16 protein-coding genes are annotated in these 15345 nt (G+C 58.4%); 8 read left to right on the top strand and 8 right to left on the bottom strand.

All coding sequences use genetic code 11. The annotated features are described in order from the left end of the window. Positions 1 to 46 precede the first annotated feature (46 nt). Both C1Y42_RS18715 and C1Y42_RS23925 read right to left on the bottom strand, forming a co-directional pair. Entirely contained in the window at positions 47 to 1027 is a 981-nt protein-coding gene (locus tag C1Y42_RS18715; RefSeq protein WP_233210740.1) for a DUF1176 domain-containing protein, read from the bottom strand. Then, positions 948 to 1352: a hypothetical protein gene (locus C1Y42_RS23925; protein WP_233210737.1), complete on the bottom strand. Its 405-nt coding sequence runs from the start codon at positions 1350 to 1352 to the stop codon at positions 948 to 950. The genes C1Y42_RS18715 and C1Y42_RS23925 overlap by 80 nt, the downstream gene beginning before the upstream one ends. 236 nt (positions 1353 to 1588) lie before the next feature. On the opposite strand from C1Y42_RS23925, the gene C1Y42_RS18710 reads away from it, so the two are divergent. The 8 genes from C1Y42_RS18710 to C1Y42_RS18675 are packed head-to-tail and all read left to right on the top strand — an operon-like array spanning position 1589 to position 9527. Then, positions 1589 to 2419, top strand: a complete 831-nt coding sequence (locus C1Y42_RS18710; protein WP_104094119.1) for a DeoR/GlpR family DNA-binding transcription regulator — start codon at positions 1589 to 1591, stop codon at positions 2417 to 2419. 12 nt (positions 2420 to 2431) lie between these two features. Then, positions 2432 to 3415 carry a substrate-binding domain-containing protein gene (locus tag C1Y42_RS18705; protein WP_058758342.1) on the top strand — a complete coding sequence of 328 codons (984 nt, stop codon included), beginning with the start codon at positions 2432 to 2434 and terminating at the stop codon, positions 3413 to 3415. A 1-nt stretch (position 3416) separates the two neighbouring features. After that, positions 3417 to 4922 (top strand): sugar ABC transporter ATP-binding protein, encoded by a 1506-nt coding sequence (locus C1Y42_RS18700; protein WP_021508061.1) that lies wholly within the window; start codon positions 3417 to 3419, stop codon positions 4920 to 4922. Continuing rightward, complete coding sequence (locus C1Y42_RS18695) at positions 4915 to 5904, top strand: ABC transporter permease (RefSeq protein ID WP_104094118.1); 990 nt, start codon at positions 4915 to 4917, stop codon at positions 5902 to 5904. Before C1Y42_RS18700 ends, C1Y42_RS18695 begins: the two co-directional genes overlap by 8 nt. A gap of 17 nt (positions 5905 to 5921) precedes the next feature. Then, on the top strand, positions 5922 to 6971 hold the full coding sequence (locus C1Y42_RS18690; protein ID WP_021508059.1) for an ABC transporter permease: 1050 nt from the start codon (positions 5922 to 5924) through the stop codon (positions 6969 to 6971). After that, the gene (gene alsE, locus C1Y42_RS18685) at positions 6971 to 7663 is read left to right on the top strand and encodes a D-allulose 6-phosphate 3-epimerase (RefSeq protein WP_058758340.1); all 693 of its coding nucleotides are present in this window, start codon (positions 6971 to 6973) and stop codon (positions 7661 to 7663) included. Before C1Y42_RS18690 ends, alsE begins: the two co-directional genes overlap by 1 nt. Beyond that, positions 7660 to 8556: an allose kinase gene (alsK, locus tag C1Y42_RS18680; protein ID WP_104094117.1), complete on the top strand. Its 897-nt coding sequence runs from the start codon at positions 7660 to 7662 to the stop codon at positions 8554 to 8556. Before alsE ends, alsK begins: the two co-directional genes overlap by 4 nt. After that, complete coding sequence (locus C1Y42_RS18675) at positions 8553 to 9527, top strand: ribokinase (protein WP_104094116.1); 975 nt, start codon at positions 8553 to 8555, stop codon at positions 9525 to 9527. The genes alsK and C1Y42_RS18675 overlap by 4 nt, the downstream gene beginning before the upstream one ends. Positions 9528 to 9598: 71 nt before the next feature. Here C1Y42_RS18675 and nudK read toward each other — a convergent pair whose 3' ends face one another. The 6 genes from nudK to napF all read right to left on the bottom strand — a co-directional run bounded on the left by nudK (position 9599) and on the right by napF (position 15288). After that, the gene (gene nudK / locus C1Y42_RS18670) at positions 9599 to 10177 is read right to left on the bottom strand and encodes a GDP-mannose pyrophosphatase NudK (RefSeq protein WP_058781763.1); all 579 of its coding nucleotides are present in this window, start codon (positions 10175 to 10177) and stop codon (positions 9599 to 9601) included. Between the two features lie 854 nt (positions 10178 to 11031). Beyond that, positions 11032 to 11616, bottom strand: a complete 585-nt coding sequence (gene napC, locus C1Y42_RS18665; RefSeq protein WP_058758337.1) for a cytochrome c-type protein NapC — start codon at positions 11614 to 11616, stop codon at positions 11032 to 11034. A 7-nt stretch (positions 11617 to 11623) separates the two neighbouring features. Continuing rightward, the gene (gene napB / locus C1Y42_RS18660) at positions 11624 to 12055 is read right to left on the bottom strand and encodes a nitrate reductase cytochrome c-type subunit (protein WP_021508053.1); all 432 of its coding nucleotides are present in this window, start codon (positions 12053 to 12055) and stop codon (positions 11624 to 11626) included. Between the two features lie 11 nt (positions 12056 to 12066). Next, positions 12067 to 14553, bottom strand: a complete 2487-nt coding sequence (gene napA, locus C1Y42_RS18655) for a nitrate reductase catalytic subunit NapA (protein ID WP_104094115.1) — start codon at positions 14551 to 14553, stop codon at positions 12067 to 12069. Further along, positions 14550 to 14828, bottom strand: coding sequence for a chaperone NapD (locus C1Y42_RS18650; protein ID WP_021508051.1), 279 nt, complete (start codon positions 14826 to 14828; stop codon positions 14550 to 14552). Before C1Y42_RS18650 ends, napA begins: the two co-directional genes overlap by 4 nt. Beyond that, positions 14818 to 15288 carry a ferredoxin-type protein NapF gene (gene napF / locus C1Y42_RS18645; RefSeq protein WP_104094114.1) on the bottom strand — a complete coding sequence of 157 codons (471 nt, stop codon included), beginning with the start codon at positions 15286 to 15288 and terminating at the stop codon, positions 14818 to 14820. Before napF ends, C1Y42_RS18650 begins: the two co-directional genes overlap by 11 nt. Positions 15289 to 15345: the final 57 nt, after the last annotated feature.

The following is a 15345-nucleotide window of genomic DNA, read 5'->3' as shown; positions in this document are numbered from 1 at the left end:
TGAGCAGCCGCAGCCAACGCCCCTGCAGTGCGAAGGATGACGGGGATTACTGAGTCACCCAGAGGGTGGGCCAGTCATCACTACTATGCCAGGCATCACAGGTCTTCTCCTCCGCATACTCCGCCAGCACGAAAGCATTACCATCAAACTGCCAGCGTGTGGCCACACCGCAGTCGCCCAGACCGCGCCCTTTACTGAAGGTATACAGCTGGCCGTTACTGGCATCGAACTCGGCGTTCACCAGCTCCAGCTGATTATCAGTGCGCGACGGCGGGGTAAACGGCAGGTTGAGCGTGATGCCGCGTGATACATACGGCTGGCTGCGCGTGACTTCAAATGCCAGATCGATCACGTTGTAGGCACCGGTTTCGCAGCTTATCAGCAGCAGCGCTTTGCTGTCGGTGAGTGGCGCAACGCTGACTTCCCGCCGCAGCGGATCGAGCGAGCAGTTATCGGTATTGACGCGCCAGGTTCCGTAATCGATCAGGCCGGTGGTTTCCTGCTGCGTCAGCGGCGCGGGTGCGGGCATTGGTGCCGGCAGCTGTGGAATTGAGGGCGGCGGTGGCACATCCCACTGGACGCGATCACCGCGCTTTACCCAGGCGCTGGCACCGTTAACCCGCCCCTGCACGTCATCCATCAGCAGTAGCGCCGCTTTCATACCGCGCAGCGGAATACTGGCGCTGGCTTTATAGGTGAGCTGTAAATTGCTGGCATCCAGCGTCTGGGCGAGAAATTCGTCGATGGCGATGGCGTTGCTGGTGGCCAGATGATGCGGCTCCACCGTCCAGTGTTTGAGGTCCGGATTGAGGCGGCGCTGGTCGAGCAGCAGGTTGTCTTTAAGCGCCGCGCCCGGCAATGCACCGCTGTAGGCGCTGCCGTAATCAATGCGCAGCAGCGGCCGATCGTTGACCCCGGCGTGACGCGAAATCGTCATCACCAGGCCATTATCGCCAGGAAAACTGCGTGCCACGCAGAACGCCGCGTTGTTGCAGGTGATCTGCCAGTCGGAAAACGACTTTTGCAGCGGCTCGGCCTGTACGCTGGCGATCAGCAGAAAGGGCAATAAAAGCAGCGACTTCATCCAATACGACATGAAAAAAAACGATCCCCGATTCCTGGAAAGAAAATGATAGCGCAATGCATGCGCGGTCATCAGGCCGAAACTGTGAAGTGGCCTGAAAAGCGAAGTTAACTGCTGAAAAAGCCGTCGCCTTATGGGCGAGCTGGGTGGAATAGCGCAACAGCTCCATCATCCGGTGCGGCTGATTTCTGCTCAATCGGATTCGTCGGACAATTTTTACCCCCTTCACAAAACGGTCAAATACACACAAACGGTCATAAGCGGTCATGCTATGGTGCTGGCAGAGCGTTAACGCTGTGCACGGCCTCTCTCATTCCCTCGCGTAATAACGCGCATTTATGTGAATGCGATCACTCAAATTTGAAATAAAGAGATCTCATTTACATAAAAAATTCAATGAAAATCACCTTAATGTCGCCGGGCCAGTTGGTCGCTGCGGACTCGTGCCCAGCCCACATTTTCACATTCCGGCATCCAGTAATTTATAGCCATCGGAGGGAAGTCATGTTGCCGATTGAAAGACAGCAGCGAATTATTGACGAGCTTAATTTAAATGGTCGGGTCATTGTCGCTGAATTAGTCACGCTGTGTCAGGTTTCGCAGGAAACCATTCGTCGTGATTTAACGCAGCTGGAGAAACGTGGCGTATTACAGCGCAGTCACGGTGGTGCAGTACCAGCCAAACGACAGGCCGCCAACATTCAGGGAAATACACGCGGTATTAACGAGTATGAATTATCTTTTCGCCAGCGCATGAATGAAAACGTCGAGGCCAAGATGGCAATAGCCAAACGGGCACTCGATTTTATCAGCCCCGGTGATTGTTTATTACTCGACAGTAGTACCACCTGCTGGTATCTGGCACGACAGCTACCGGATATTGAATTAACGGTGTTAACCAATTCTATCAGAATCATCCAGACCCTTGCAGCGCGCGGCAGTATCCGCACCATCTGCCTGGGTGGAGAATATTCTGACCGTTATGAAGATTTCCACGGCGTCGTCGCAGAGCAGCCGCTACGGGAATTTCAGATCAATAAGATCTTTTTTTCCTGCAGCAGTTTGGGCAATGACGGTTATTTACGCGAAGGTAACGAAAACAACGCACATTTAAAACAGCAAATGTTGTTAGCGGCAGAAAGAAAACATCTGCTGCTGGACGGCAGTAAATTTCTGCGCCCCTCATTCGCGCGTATTTGTCACTACCGCGATGTGGATTTTCTCATCACTGACCAATTAAAAGACAAAGAGCTGGAACAAGAACTGGCGTGGAACGGCGTCAATATTATTGATTGCTCGCAACGCAGCCATTCGATGCAGCTAATAAAAAATTAATCCGGAGTCTTTATGAAAAAACATCTTATCGCCTGTTCTCTGCTTGCCCTGTTTGCCGCCGCTGGCGCGCAGGCCGCTGACAAAATCCGCATGGGCATCGTGGTAAAAATTGGCGGTATTCCGTGGTTCAACGCCATGGAAGCGGGCATCAAAAGTGAAGCAGCAAAACGCGGCATCGATGCGTGGATGGTCGGGCCAACCGCCGCTGACCCGGCGCTGCAGGTGCGCGCGATTGAAGATTTGATTGCGCAGAAGGTCGATATCATCGGCGTGGTGCCAAACGACCCGAAAGTGCTTGAGCCAGTGCTGAAGCGCGCGCGTGAAGCCGGGATCATGGTGATTACTCACGAATCGCCCGGCCAGAAAGATGCCAACTGGGATTTCGAGCTGGTCGATGCGCCAACCCACGGCATCAACCATATGAAAGCGCTGGCGAAATGCATGCATGAAGAAGGCAAATACGCCATGTATGTCGGCAGCCTGACGGTGCCACTGCATCAGGAGTGGACCGACGCCGCGCTCAACTACCAGAAACAGCACTATCCGAAGATGCAGCTGGTGACCGACAAGTTCGGCGTCGGCGAATCGCTGGATGACTCCATCCGCACCACCAACGAGCTGATGTCTAAATACCCGGATCTGAAAGGCATTATGGCCTTTGGTTCTCAGGGACCGATTGGCGCCGGCCGCGCGGTCATGAACCGCAACAAGATCGATCAGGTGTGCGTCATCGGTGCCTTCAGCCCGGGCCAGGGCGCGTCGCTGGTACAGCGCGGTGCTATCAAGGGCGGCTATATCTGGAATCCGCAGACCGCCGGTGAAGTATTTGTGCGTATCGCCGACATGATGGAGAAAAAAGAGCCGATCACCGACGGCATGACCATTGAAGGGCTGGGCAAAGTGAAGGTGGATGAGGCGACGCACACCATTCTCGGTAACAACACCGAAAGTCTCGATAAAGAGAACCTGCCAAAACTGGTGAAAATGGGGCTGTAACATGCAAGAGGTCACTCCACAGACGCTGATTGCGCTCGACAACCTGTCGAAAACATTTGGTGGCAACCGCGCACTGAGCGATATCTCGCTGACCCTGCTGGCCGGCGAAGTGCACTGTCTCGCTGGCACCAACGGCTGTGGCAAGAGCACCTTAATTAAAGTCATTTCCGGGGTGCACGCCCCGGACAGTGGCAGCCGCATCACCCTCGGCGACGGGCAGAGTTTCCCGCGTCTGACCACCCGTCAGGCGCGCGACTTCGGTATCCAGGTGATTTACCAGGATCTGTCGCTGTTTCCCAATTTGAGCGTGGCGGAGAACATCGCCTTTGAGCATAACCTCAACGGGTTGCTCGGCTGGCACCGTCAGGCCCGGCTGCGCGACACCGCGCGCGGCATTATTGATGAGCTGAAATTCGATCTCGATCTGAATGAGAAAGTCGCCGCGCTGTCGATTGCCCAGCGCCAGCAGGTGGCGATTTGCCGCGCGCTGGTGGCCGATGCACGACTGGTGATCATGGACGAACCCACCGCGTCGCTGACGCGTACCGAGGTCAATCAGCTGCTGCGCACCGTGCGCTATCTGAAAGACAAAAACATCTGTGTGGTGTTTGTCAGTCACCGGCTGGATGAAGTGCTGGAGATTTCGGATCGCGTGACGGTAATCCGCGACGGTCGCAAGATGGGCTGCTGGCCAGCCAGAGAGATGACGCCGCATCACCTGACCGAACTGATGACCGGCCTGAAGCTCGACTACCAGTTAAAAGCGCCAACGCGCAACGCCGATCGGGCGATTCTCGAAGTGGAGAAGCTGACGCGCGCCGGTCAGTATCATGACGTCAATTTCAAACTCTACGCCGGTGAAGTGCTGGGCCTGTGCGGCCTGCTCGGCTCCGGCCGCACCGAACTGGCGCTGTCGCTGTTTGGCATGACCAAACCGGATAGCGGCAAAATCTGGCTCGACAGCAAACCGGTGCGTTTTCGCGGGCACGAAGACGCCATCAAAGCCGGCATCGGCTACGTTTCGGAAGATCGTCTGACGCTCGGCCTGGTGCAGCAGCAGTCGGTGGCCGACAACATGGTGCTGCCGATCCTTGATAAGCTGCAAAACCGTTTTCACCTGATCGACGAATACCGCAAGAACAAGCTGATCCTGCAGTGGATTCAGCAGCTCGGCGTGCGCGTGGCCGATCCTAACCTGGCGATCTCTACCCTGTCCGGCGGCAACCAGCAAAAAATCGTGCTGGCGAAATGGGTGCTGACCCAGCCGCGCATTCTGATCCTCGACTCGCCGACCGTCGGCGTGGATGTCGGCGCCAAGGCCAGCATCTATCAGCTGATCCACGAGCTGGCGAAAGAGGGACTGTCGATCATCCTGATTTCCGACGAAGTGCCGGAGGTCTGGTACAACTGCGACCGCATCCTGCACTTCCGCGACGGCACCATCCATGCCGAATACCAACCCGATACCGTGGCGCAGGAACAGCTGGCGGAGGTGATTAATGCCTGATTTCTCTCGTTTACGTCCGCACTCCAGCCAGGGCTGGCTCGCCTGGGTGCTGCTGGCTTTCATGGTGTTCTTCTCGCTGACCAGCGATCAGTTCCTGACGGTGCAGAACCTGCTGGATCTGGCGGAAAGCTACGCCGTTACCGGCATTTTCGCCCTCGGCCTGTTTGTGGTGCTGGTAACCGGCGGTATCGATATCTCCTTCGCCGCCGTGGCGTCGGTGGTGCAATACCTGATCGCCTCGCTGTTTGTGCAGTTCCAGTTTGATAACGCGCTGCTCAGCATTCTGCTGGCTATCGTCTGTGGCACGCTGTTTGGCGTGATCAACGCCCTGCTGATCACCTCGCTGCGCGTGGTGTCGATCATCATCACCATCAGCATGCAGTCGCTGCTGTTTGGTCTGCTGATGTGGGTTACCGGCGGCAAAAGCCTCTACTCGCTGCCGGACTGGTGGATCACCCTGCGCAGCGTGCTGCCGTTTAGCGTACAGGGCAACAGTTTTCAGATTGGCTTACCGCTGGCGATCATGCTGGTGATTGCCGCCCTCACCGCGCTGCTGCTCAACAAAACCAATCTGGGCCGTCAGCTGTATGCGGTGGGCGGCGATGCGGAATCGGCGCGGCGTATTGGCATCCGCGTGGGATTGATTCACGTGTTTGCCTACGGCTGGCTCGGGGCGATGGCAGCGATTGGCGGGCTGGTGCAGGTGTACCGCATGGGTGAAGTAGTGCCGAACGCGCTGGTCGGCGGTGAGCTGGATGTGCTGGCTGCGACGGTGCTGGGCGGTGCCAGCCTGATGGGCGGCAAAGGCACGGTCAGCGGCACGCTGATGGGCGTATTCCTGATCGCCATCCTGAAAAACGGCCTCAATCTGATCGGCGTCTCCAACTACTTCATGAACATTGTGGTCGGCGGCACGATTATGGTGGCGATTGCCGTCACCCACTACAAAAAACGTAAAGAAACCGACGTCAGTTTCGTCTGACGGGAGGAGCCATCACCATGAAATCTCTCTCTGCGCTGCGGCCGGACGGCACCAACATCGGCCTGATGCTGTTGATTGCGCTGGCGCTGGCCACCTTCAGCGTCATGCTGCCGGGCCGCTTTCTCACTGATTCGACCTTTATGAGCATGGCGTTTCAGCTGCCGGAGCTCGGCCTGTTAACGCTGGCGATGTTTATCGCCATCCTCAGCGGCGGCCTGAATCTCGCCATCATCGCCACCGCCAACCTGACGGCGCTGTTCATCGCCTGGACCCTGATGAGCGCACTGCCCGCGGATGCCGGTACCGGTCAGCAGCTGCTGTGGCTGTTTATCGCTATCGTCGGCGCGATGGTGATTGCCGCCGTGATTGGCGTAATCACCGGCGTGATGGTAACGCGCATCGGCGCACACCCGATTCTGGTGACGCTGGCCACCATGATGACGCTCAACGGCATCGGCATCTGGCTGACCAAAGGTGCGGCGGTGAGCGGTATGCCGCCGGTGGTGCAGTCGCTCGGCTCAGACACGCTGCTGGGCATGCCGCTGCCGCTGTGGGTATTCCTGGTTGCCGCCGCGCTGCTGGCGCTATTCCTCGGCAAAACCCGCGCCGGCAAATGCATCTACATGGGCGGCAGCAACATCAACGCCACCTGGTTCAGCGGCATCAATACCCACCGCATGGTGATGCTGGTGTACGTCATCTCCAGCCTGCTCTGCGTGCTGGCCGGCCTGATCATGATGGCGCGCTTTAACTCGGCGCGCATGGGTTACGGCGATGCCTACCTGCTGCTGACCGTGCTGGCCATCATTCTCGGCGGCACCGATCCCAACGGCGGTTTTGGCCGCGTGACCGGTGTGGTGCTGGCGCTGATTGCGCTGCAGGTGCTCTCCACCGGCTTCAACCTGATGAACATCAGCCAGCACGTCAGCCTGGCGATGTGGGGTGCCGTGCTGGTAGTGGTGCTGGCCTTCAAACAACTCAAAGCGCGTTTTAACGATCACCGTGCCGTCAGGCTCAGCAAGCTGGCCGCGGCGCTTAATCCTCTGACCGAAAAAAAGGAAGTATGATGCGTATTCAAGTCTCCCCGTCGTTGATGTGTATGAATCTGATGGAGATCAAGCACCAGCTGGCCGTGCTGGACTCCCGCGCTGACTTCCTGCACATCGACATCATGGACGGTCACTACGTTAAAAACATCACCCTGTCGCCGTTCTTTATTGAGCAGATCCGCCCGCATACCAAAGTGGCGATCGATGTGCATCTGATGGTGGAAGAGCCGACCGACTTTATTGAAGCGGTAGCCAACGCCGGCGCAGATTACATTTGTCCGCACGCTGAAACTATCAATCGTGATGCGTTCCGCGTGATTAACCTGATTCGCAGCTACGGCAAAAAAGTGGGCGTGGTGCTCAACCCGGCCACGCCGGTCTCCTTTATCCATCATTACATTCATCTGCTGGATAAAATCACCGTGATGACGGTGGACCCGGGCTATGCCGGTCAGCCGTTTATTCCGGAGATGGTGCAGAAGGTGCAGGAGCTGAAGGCGCTGAAACAGGCGCACGGCCACCGCTACCTGATTGAGATTGACGGTTCCTGTAATACGCGCACCTACAACACGCTGGTCGGTGCCGGTGCCGAAGTGCTGATTGTCGGTACTTCCGGCCTGTTTAACATTCACGAAGACCTTGCCACCGCGTGGAACATGATGCGTGAGAGCATTGATGAAGCGCAGGGCCTGGCGCAGGTGTCGGCATGACAACACGCTGGCTCGGTATCGACATTGGCGGCACCGGCACCCGTCTGCAGTTGATGGAGGCGGGCCGCGTCTGGAGCAGCTTTCGTAAAGTGCCCACCGCCAGCTGGGCGCAGCAGCCCGATGCGCTGGCCGCACTGGGGCAGCTGATTGCGGAAACGCTGGAGCAGCAGCCGGTCAGCGGTGTGATGCTCGGCCTGCCGGGCATTCTCAGCCGCGATCGCCAGCAGGTAATTTCACTGCCGTTCATTCAGGCGCTCGATCACCAGCCGGTAGCGGCGCTGCTGAGTGAACGACTGGGCGTGCCGGTGGCGATGGATAAAGACGTTAACCATCTGATGCTGTGGGATTTAATGCAGCTGGAGCAGCTGCCGGAAAATGCGGTAGGTCTGTATCCTGGCACCGGCATGGGCAACAGCCTGTGGATCAACGGCCGCTTCTACCATGGTCAACATGGCGGAGCCGGTGAACTCGGCCACGTGCCGGTGGCCGGTAACGCGCTGCCCTGCCCGTGCGGCAACCTCGGCTGCGCGGAAACCGTGACCTCCGGCCACTGGTTAAGCCACTGGGCGCAGGCCAATGCGGCGCAAACGCCGATGTCGGCGCTGTTTACCCATCACGGTTCTGACCCGGCGCTGCAGGCGTTTGTGCAGCGTCTGGCGCAGCTGATCGCCACCGAGATGAACATTCTCGATCCGGAGTACCTGATTCTGGGCGGCGGCGTGCTGGCGATGGCAGATTTCCCGCTGGCGCAGCTGCGCAGCCAGATTCAGCAGCATTTACGGCCGCCGGCCACGCGGGATGGTTTGAAAATCATCTTCAGTCAATCCACCGATCACACCGGCTGTCGCGGCGCCTGCCTCGCCGCAGAACGGCTGTTCAGGAGCGCGCAATGAAAGGAAAAGTGTGTGTGTTTGGCTCGTTCAACCTCGACGTGGTCGCGGTGATGAACCGTTTCCCCCTGCCGGGCGAATCGCTCACGGCGCACAACAGCATGATGGGGCCCGGAGGCAAAGGGGCCAACCAGGCCACCGCCGCGCTGCGCGCCGGGGCGCGCGTGCACTATATCGGTAAGGTGGGTAATGACGATTTTGGCACGTTTGCCCGCCGCCATCTGGAGAAGACAGGTTTCGATGCCATTACGCTGTTCACCTGTAAAGAGAAACCCACCGGCAACGCGCTGATTTACGTGGCGGGCGATGATGCCGAGAACATGATATCGGTCTATCCCGGCGCAAATACCACCGTGACCGCGGCCGAAGTGGCGCGCTGTCAGCCCACCGTGGCTGCCGCCGATATTCTGCTGGTGCAGCTGGAGAACAACCTCAGCGCCATTCAGCGCATGATCGACAACGCGCGTGCCGGCGGCACGTTTGTCATTCTGAATCCGGCACCGTGGCAGAAAGTCAGCGATGCGCTGCTGGCGAAGGTGGATCTGTTAACGCCCAACAGCACCGAAGCGATGCAGCTGAGCGGAGTAAAAGTGATCGATTTCGCCAGCGCGCAGCGCGCCGCCGAAGTGCTGCACCGCAAGGGCGCGCGTCAGGTGATTATTACGCTTGGCACCGCGGGCGCCCTGCTTTCCAGCGCGGAGCAGCAGCTGCGTATTCCGCTGTTTCCTGCCCAGCCGCTCGACACCACCGGTGCCGGCGATGCCTTCAACGGCGCACTGGCGGCGCGCCTGGCGTCCGGCGATGCGTTACCGCAGGCGGCGCTGTTTGCGGCGGCGTTTGCCTCGCTGTGCGTCGAGCGTTCCGGCGCGGCCAATTCCATGCCCTCCTACGCCGAAGCGCTGGCGCGCATCCAGGCTCATCCGGAGTGTGAAGTGACGCCGTTAAATGCCCCGGAAATAACGCACATAGCGTAGTGGCGCAATGCATTGCGCCCCGGCATCGGCAGAGTCGGCATTCGTGCCGACCCTGCCAATTACCGCCGCGGTTATGCCTGCAACCAGCCCATCAGCTGCGCATAGTGCAGTAACATAATGGTTTTGCCGTCGCGAATGCGCCCCTCTTTCACCATCGCCAGCGCCTGAGGAAACGGCAGCTCGAGTACGGTGATCTCTTCATCTTCCACGCCGCCGCCGTCGTTAGCGCGCTGCGCATCGCTGTATTCAGCGGCGAAAAAGTGCAGCAATTCGGTCACGCCGCCCGGCGACATGTAGGCCTCAAACAGCTTTTCGACCTTACCAACCTGATAGCCGGTCTCTTCCACCGCTTCTTTACGGATGCAATCTTCCGGCGTGTCGTTATCCAGCAGCCCGGCGCAGGTTTCAATCAGCTCACCGCTGGTATTGTCATTAACATAGGTCGCGATGCGGAACTGGCGAATCAGCACCACGCTGTTTTTTTCACGGTTGTAGAGCAGGATGGTGGCGCCGTTGCCGCGATCGTAGACTTCACGTTTGTGACGTACCACGTCGCCGTTGCTGCGGGTGAGTTCGTAGGTGTAGTTGCGCAGAATGAAATAATTATCAGACAGCAACTTATCTTTGATGATGTTGATCTTTAACGACATAGCCGCTCCACTGCGTAGCTTAGGGAGCCTGAGATAATAGGCCGAAGCCGCAGGGAAAACTATCTGAATTGTGGAGCAGGTTGCCTGCGATGGCGTAAGGCTGTCAGTTGAGCATTACGCCTTTTCAACCTTCATAGCACGTGTCGTAGCGGCGCAATTTATTGCGCATCCGGGCAGCTGTGCAGTGATTAACTTAGCGCGATAAATCGCGCCGCTACAGTGTGTGCAGGATGATGGTGCAGAAATAAAAAGCCGCTACGATGTGTGCAGGATGATGGTGAAGAAATAAAATGCCGCACGAATCGTAGCGGCGCAATTTATTGCGCATCCGGACAGCTGTGCAGTGATTAACTTCGCGCGAGAAATCGCGCCGCTACAATGTGTGCAGGATGAGGGTGCAGAAATAAAATGCCGCACGAATCGTAGCGGCGCAATTTATTGCGCATTCGGGCAGCTGTGCAGTGATTAACTTATCGCGATGAATCGCGCTGCTACGATGTGTGCAGGATGAGGGTGAAGAAATAAAATGCCGCACGAATTGTAGCGGCGCAATTTATTGCGCATCCGGGCGGCTGCGCAGTGATTAACTTAGCGCGATAAATCGCGCCGCTACGATGTGTGCAAGATGATGGTGCGGAAATAAAATGCCGCTACAATGTGTGCAGGATGAGGGTGCAGAAATAAAATGCCGCACGAATCGTAGCGGCGCCATTCATTGCGCATCCGGGCAGCTGTGCAGTGATTAACTTAGCGCGATGAATCGCGCCGCTACGATGTTGTGTGGTTTGCGGCTGCCTCAACCGGTCGGCACGAAAACCCTGATACCGCACCGGCAGGCGCGGCCAGGGTCGCGATCAAAAACCGTTTGGCTGGTCTTTCATATCCGGCAGATGGTGGGCAATGCCTTTGTGGCAGTCGATACAGGTCTGTCCGTCCTGCACCGCTTTGCTGTGCATTTTGGCGGCGACCGTTTTCTGCGCGGTGAAGTCCATATAATCGAAGTTGTGACAGTTACGACACTCCTGCGAATTGTTGTTCTTCATCCGGCGCCATTCGTTCTGCGCCAGCTCGATACGCGTCTCTTCAAACTTCTGCGGCGTATCAATCAGGCCAAAGATCTTGGCGTACACCTCTTTACTCGCCTGGATCTTACGAATCATCTTCGGCCCCCACTCGTGCGGCACATGACAATCCGGGCAGGTGGCGCGCACGCCGCTGCGGTTGTTGTAGTGCACCGTCTGCATATATTCCTGATAGACGTTGTTGCGCATTTCGTGACAGCCAATACAGAACTGCTCGCGGTTGGTCATCTCCATCGCGGTGTTAAAACCGCCCCAGAAGATGATGCCGCCAGCAAAGCCAAGAATCAGCAGCGTGCCGAGCGCCAGACGGCTGGGGCGTCGCCACCAGCGCCAGATACGTAAAAGTTTCTGTTTCATCGTCACCTCACTGCCCAAAGCCGTCAGCCGGCTTAAAGGTGTTTTCCACCACCGGTTTGGCATCGGTCTGCGGCACGTGACACTGCAGGCAGAAGTAGCGACGCGGCGATACCGTGCTGCTCACCACGCCGTCGCGGTCGGTAAAGTGCGTCGGACTGACGCGCGGCGCGCCGGTGGTCAGATAGCTCTGGGTGCCGTGACACTGCAGGCAGCGGTTCACGTTCTTCGTCACCTGGTAGCCCTCCACGCTGTGCGGGATCACCGGCGGCTGATTAACATAGTTCAGCGGCTTGCGGCTCTGCTCTTTGGGCTGATGAATGGTGCCCTGCTGCGTTGCCGTCACTTCCGGTGACTGATTGAGATCGACGCCGTTATTAGCGTACACCACGCCGCCCAGCATCAGGGCGGCGGCGGTTACAAGAGTGATAAAAGGTTTCATTGCATCCTGCCTCAGATTTTCACCAGCTTAACGGCGCATTTTTTGTAATCGGTCTGCTTCGACAGCGGATCGGTGGCGTCCAGCGTGATGTTGTTGGCCAGCACGCCGGCATCGAAGAACGGCATAAATACCAGCCCCTGCGGCGGCTGATTACGCCCGCGCGTTTCCACGGTGGCGAGGGTTTCGCCACGACGCGATACCACGCGCACCTTCTCACCGCGACGGAAACCGCGATCTTTGGCGTCCAGCGGATGGATATACAGCAGCGCCTGCGGCACCGCGCGGTGCAGTTCCGGCACGCGGCGCGTCATGGTGCCGGTGTGCCAGTGCTCCAGCACGCGACCGGTGCAGAACCACAGGTCATATTCGGCATCCGGCGCTTCCGCTGGCGGCTCGTACGGCAGGGCAAAAATGGTGGCTTTGCCGTCCGGCTTACCGTAAAAACGTACCCCCTCACCGGCTTTCACGTAGCTGTCGAAACCTTCACGATAGCGCCAGCGCGTCTCTTTGCCGTCCACTACCGGCCAGCGCAGACCGCGCGCCTCGTGATAGGTATCGAACGGTGCGAGATCGTGACCGTGGCCGCGCCCAAAGCTGGCATACTCCTCGAACAGGCCTTTCTGGATATAGAAGCCGAACTCGCGCGCTTCATCGTTGAGGCGATCGTCGGCCACTTCGCTCAGCGGGAACTGATTCACCTGGCCGTTGGCATACAGCACGTCGTACAGGGTTTTGCCTTTCAGCTCAGGCTGTTGAGCAATCAGCGCCTCTGGCCACACGTCCTCAACGCGGAAGCGTTTGGCAAAGGTCACCAGCTGCCACAGATCCGATTTCGCCTCGCCCGGCGCTTTCACCTGCTGATGCCAGAACTGGGTACGGCGCTCGGCGTTGCCGTAGGCGCCCTCTTTCTCTACCCACATCGCCGTCGGCAGAATCAGGTCGGCAGACAGGGCGCTGACGGTCGGATACGGGTCGGATACCACCACAAAGTTGCGCGCATCGCGCCAGCCCGGCATGCGCTCCTGCGTCAGGTTCGGCCCGGCCTGCATGTTGTTGTTACACATCACCCAGTAGGCATTCAGCTTGCCGTCTTTCAGCGCGCGATCCTGCGCCACGGCGTGCAGACCGACTTTGGCTGGCACCGTGCCCTGTGGCAGCTTCCACAGTTTTTCAGCTAAAGCGCGGTGTTTGTCATTGTTCACCACCATGTCGGCTGGCAGACGGTGCGCAAACGTGCCCACTTCACGCGCGGTGCCACAGGCCGATGGCTGGCCGGTTAGCGAGAACGGTCCGGTGCCCGGACGGGAAATTTTGCCGGTCAGCAGGTGGATGTTGTAGCACAGGTTGTTCGCCCACACGCCGCGCGTATGCTGGTTGAAGCCCATGGTCCAGTAAGAGACCACCTTCACGTTCGGATCGGCGTACAGCTCCGCCAGCGCGATCAGCTGATCCTGCTCTACGCCGCTCATGGCGCTGGCTTTTTCCACCGTGTATTCCGCGACAAATTTCGCATATTCATCGAAGCTGATCGGCGTCGACTCGCCATTGTCCGGATTTTTCGCCGCCGCCTGCAGCGGATTGGTCGGGCGCAAACCGTAGCCGATATCCGTCACGCCTTTACGCAGCGTGACGTGATTCTGCAGGAAGGTTTTATCGACTTTGTTGTTCTGAATGATGTAGTTAGCGATGAAGTTGAGGATCGCCAGATCGCTCTGCGGCGTGAAGACGATGGCGTTATCGGCCAGCTCGAAGCTGCGGTGGCGATAGGTCGACAGCACCGCCACTTTGACGTTGTCATTGCTGAGACGACGCGCGGTCAGGCGTGACCAGAGAATCGGGTGCATCTCGGCCATGTTCGATCCCCACAGCACAAACGCATCGGCCTGCTCGATATCATCGTAGCAGCCCATTGGTTCGTCCATGCCGAAGGTGCGCATAAAGCCCACCACCGCAGACGCCATGCAGTGGCGCGCGTTCGGATCGAGGTTGTTGGTGCGGAAGCCGGCTTTCATCAGCTTTGATGCAGCGTAACCTTCCCATACGGTCCACTGGCCGGAGCCAAACATGCCGACCGATTCCGGGCCGTTGGCTTTCAGCGCCGCCTTAAACTTCGCTTCCATGATGTCGAACGCCTGATCCCAGCTTACCGGGGTAAACTCGCCGTTCTTATCAAATTTGCCGTCGGTCATGCGCAGCAGCGGCTGGGTCAGACGATCTTTGCCGTACATGATCTTCGGCAGGAAGTAGCCTTTGATGCAGTTCAGACCGCGATTAACCTCCGCCTGCGGATCGCCCTGCGAGGCGACCACGCGGCCATTCTGCGTGCCGACCAGCACGCCACAGCCGGTGCCGCAAAACCGGCACGGCGCTTTTTCCCAGCGAATCGGCTCAGCCAGGCTGGTGGCCGCTTTGGTCACGGTCGGAATGGTGAGACCGGCAGCCGTTGCAGCAGCAGCCGCCGCATTGGCCTTCATAAAATCACGACGACTCAGGTTCATGATGCTTCCTTACAGGGTTCTTCAATTTCGTCTTGCTGGTGATAAACCAGCGATACCGCCAGCACATCCGGGATGTTGCGGGTGGCTTCAATGTTGCTCAGCAGCGTGGCGCTGTCGGCCGCGCCCAGCGTTAGCGCCAGCGTGCCGCGTGCGGCATCTTCCGCCGCAATGTCGCTATCGGCAAAGTTCAGTAGCGCCTGCCGCACCGCCGCGATCGCGGTCGGACGTGCCTGAATCACCAGGCCACATACGTGCCAGCTGTCGTTATTCGTCATGATGCAGTCCTGTGGCTGAGACCGGACACGGCGCGATACAGGCGCCACAGCCAGTGCAGTGTTGCGGAAGGATTTCCGGCTGGCCGATGCCGTTGGGCATCAGGCGAAAACGGATCGCCTGCTGCTCACAACTCTCCTGGCAGCTGCGACAGTTAACGCCAAGAAAAGCGATACAGCGGCTGTCGATGCGGATGCGCCGACTAAAAGGTTCAGTGTCGCGCGGCTGAAACAGCGGCTGCGGGCAGACGTCGGCACAGGCGGCGCAAAAGGTGCATTCGCCCTGCAGAAAGTCGAGCTGCGGCGCTTCGCCAGCGGCGATGCGGATAATGCCGCTCTCGCAGGCTTGTACGCAGCGTCCACAGCCGTCACAGCCGCTCTCTCCCCGCCACCACGGCAACGCAATACCGCCGGCAGGCATGACGCGCTGCCCGGTAAAGAGTTCACGTCGCGACAGCGCCATCGGCTCACCTCAATGCGGGGATGTAGAGATGGTGCGTAAAATAACCTGAGGTTATGA

The sequence above is a fragment of the Pantoea sp. ICBG 985 genome (genome assembly GCF_002928365.1).
In the GTDB taxonomy this organism is placed as follows: Bacteria; Pseudomonadota; Gammaproteobacteria; order Enterobacterales; family Enterobacteriaceae; genus Pantoea; species Pantoea dispersa.
Note: the sequence above shows the minus strand (reverse complement) of the source record. Positions and strands in the feature narration are given on the sequence as shown.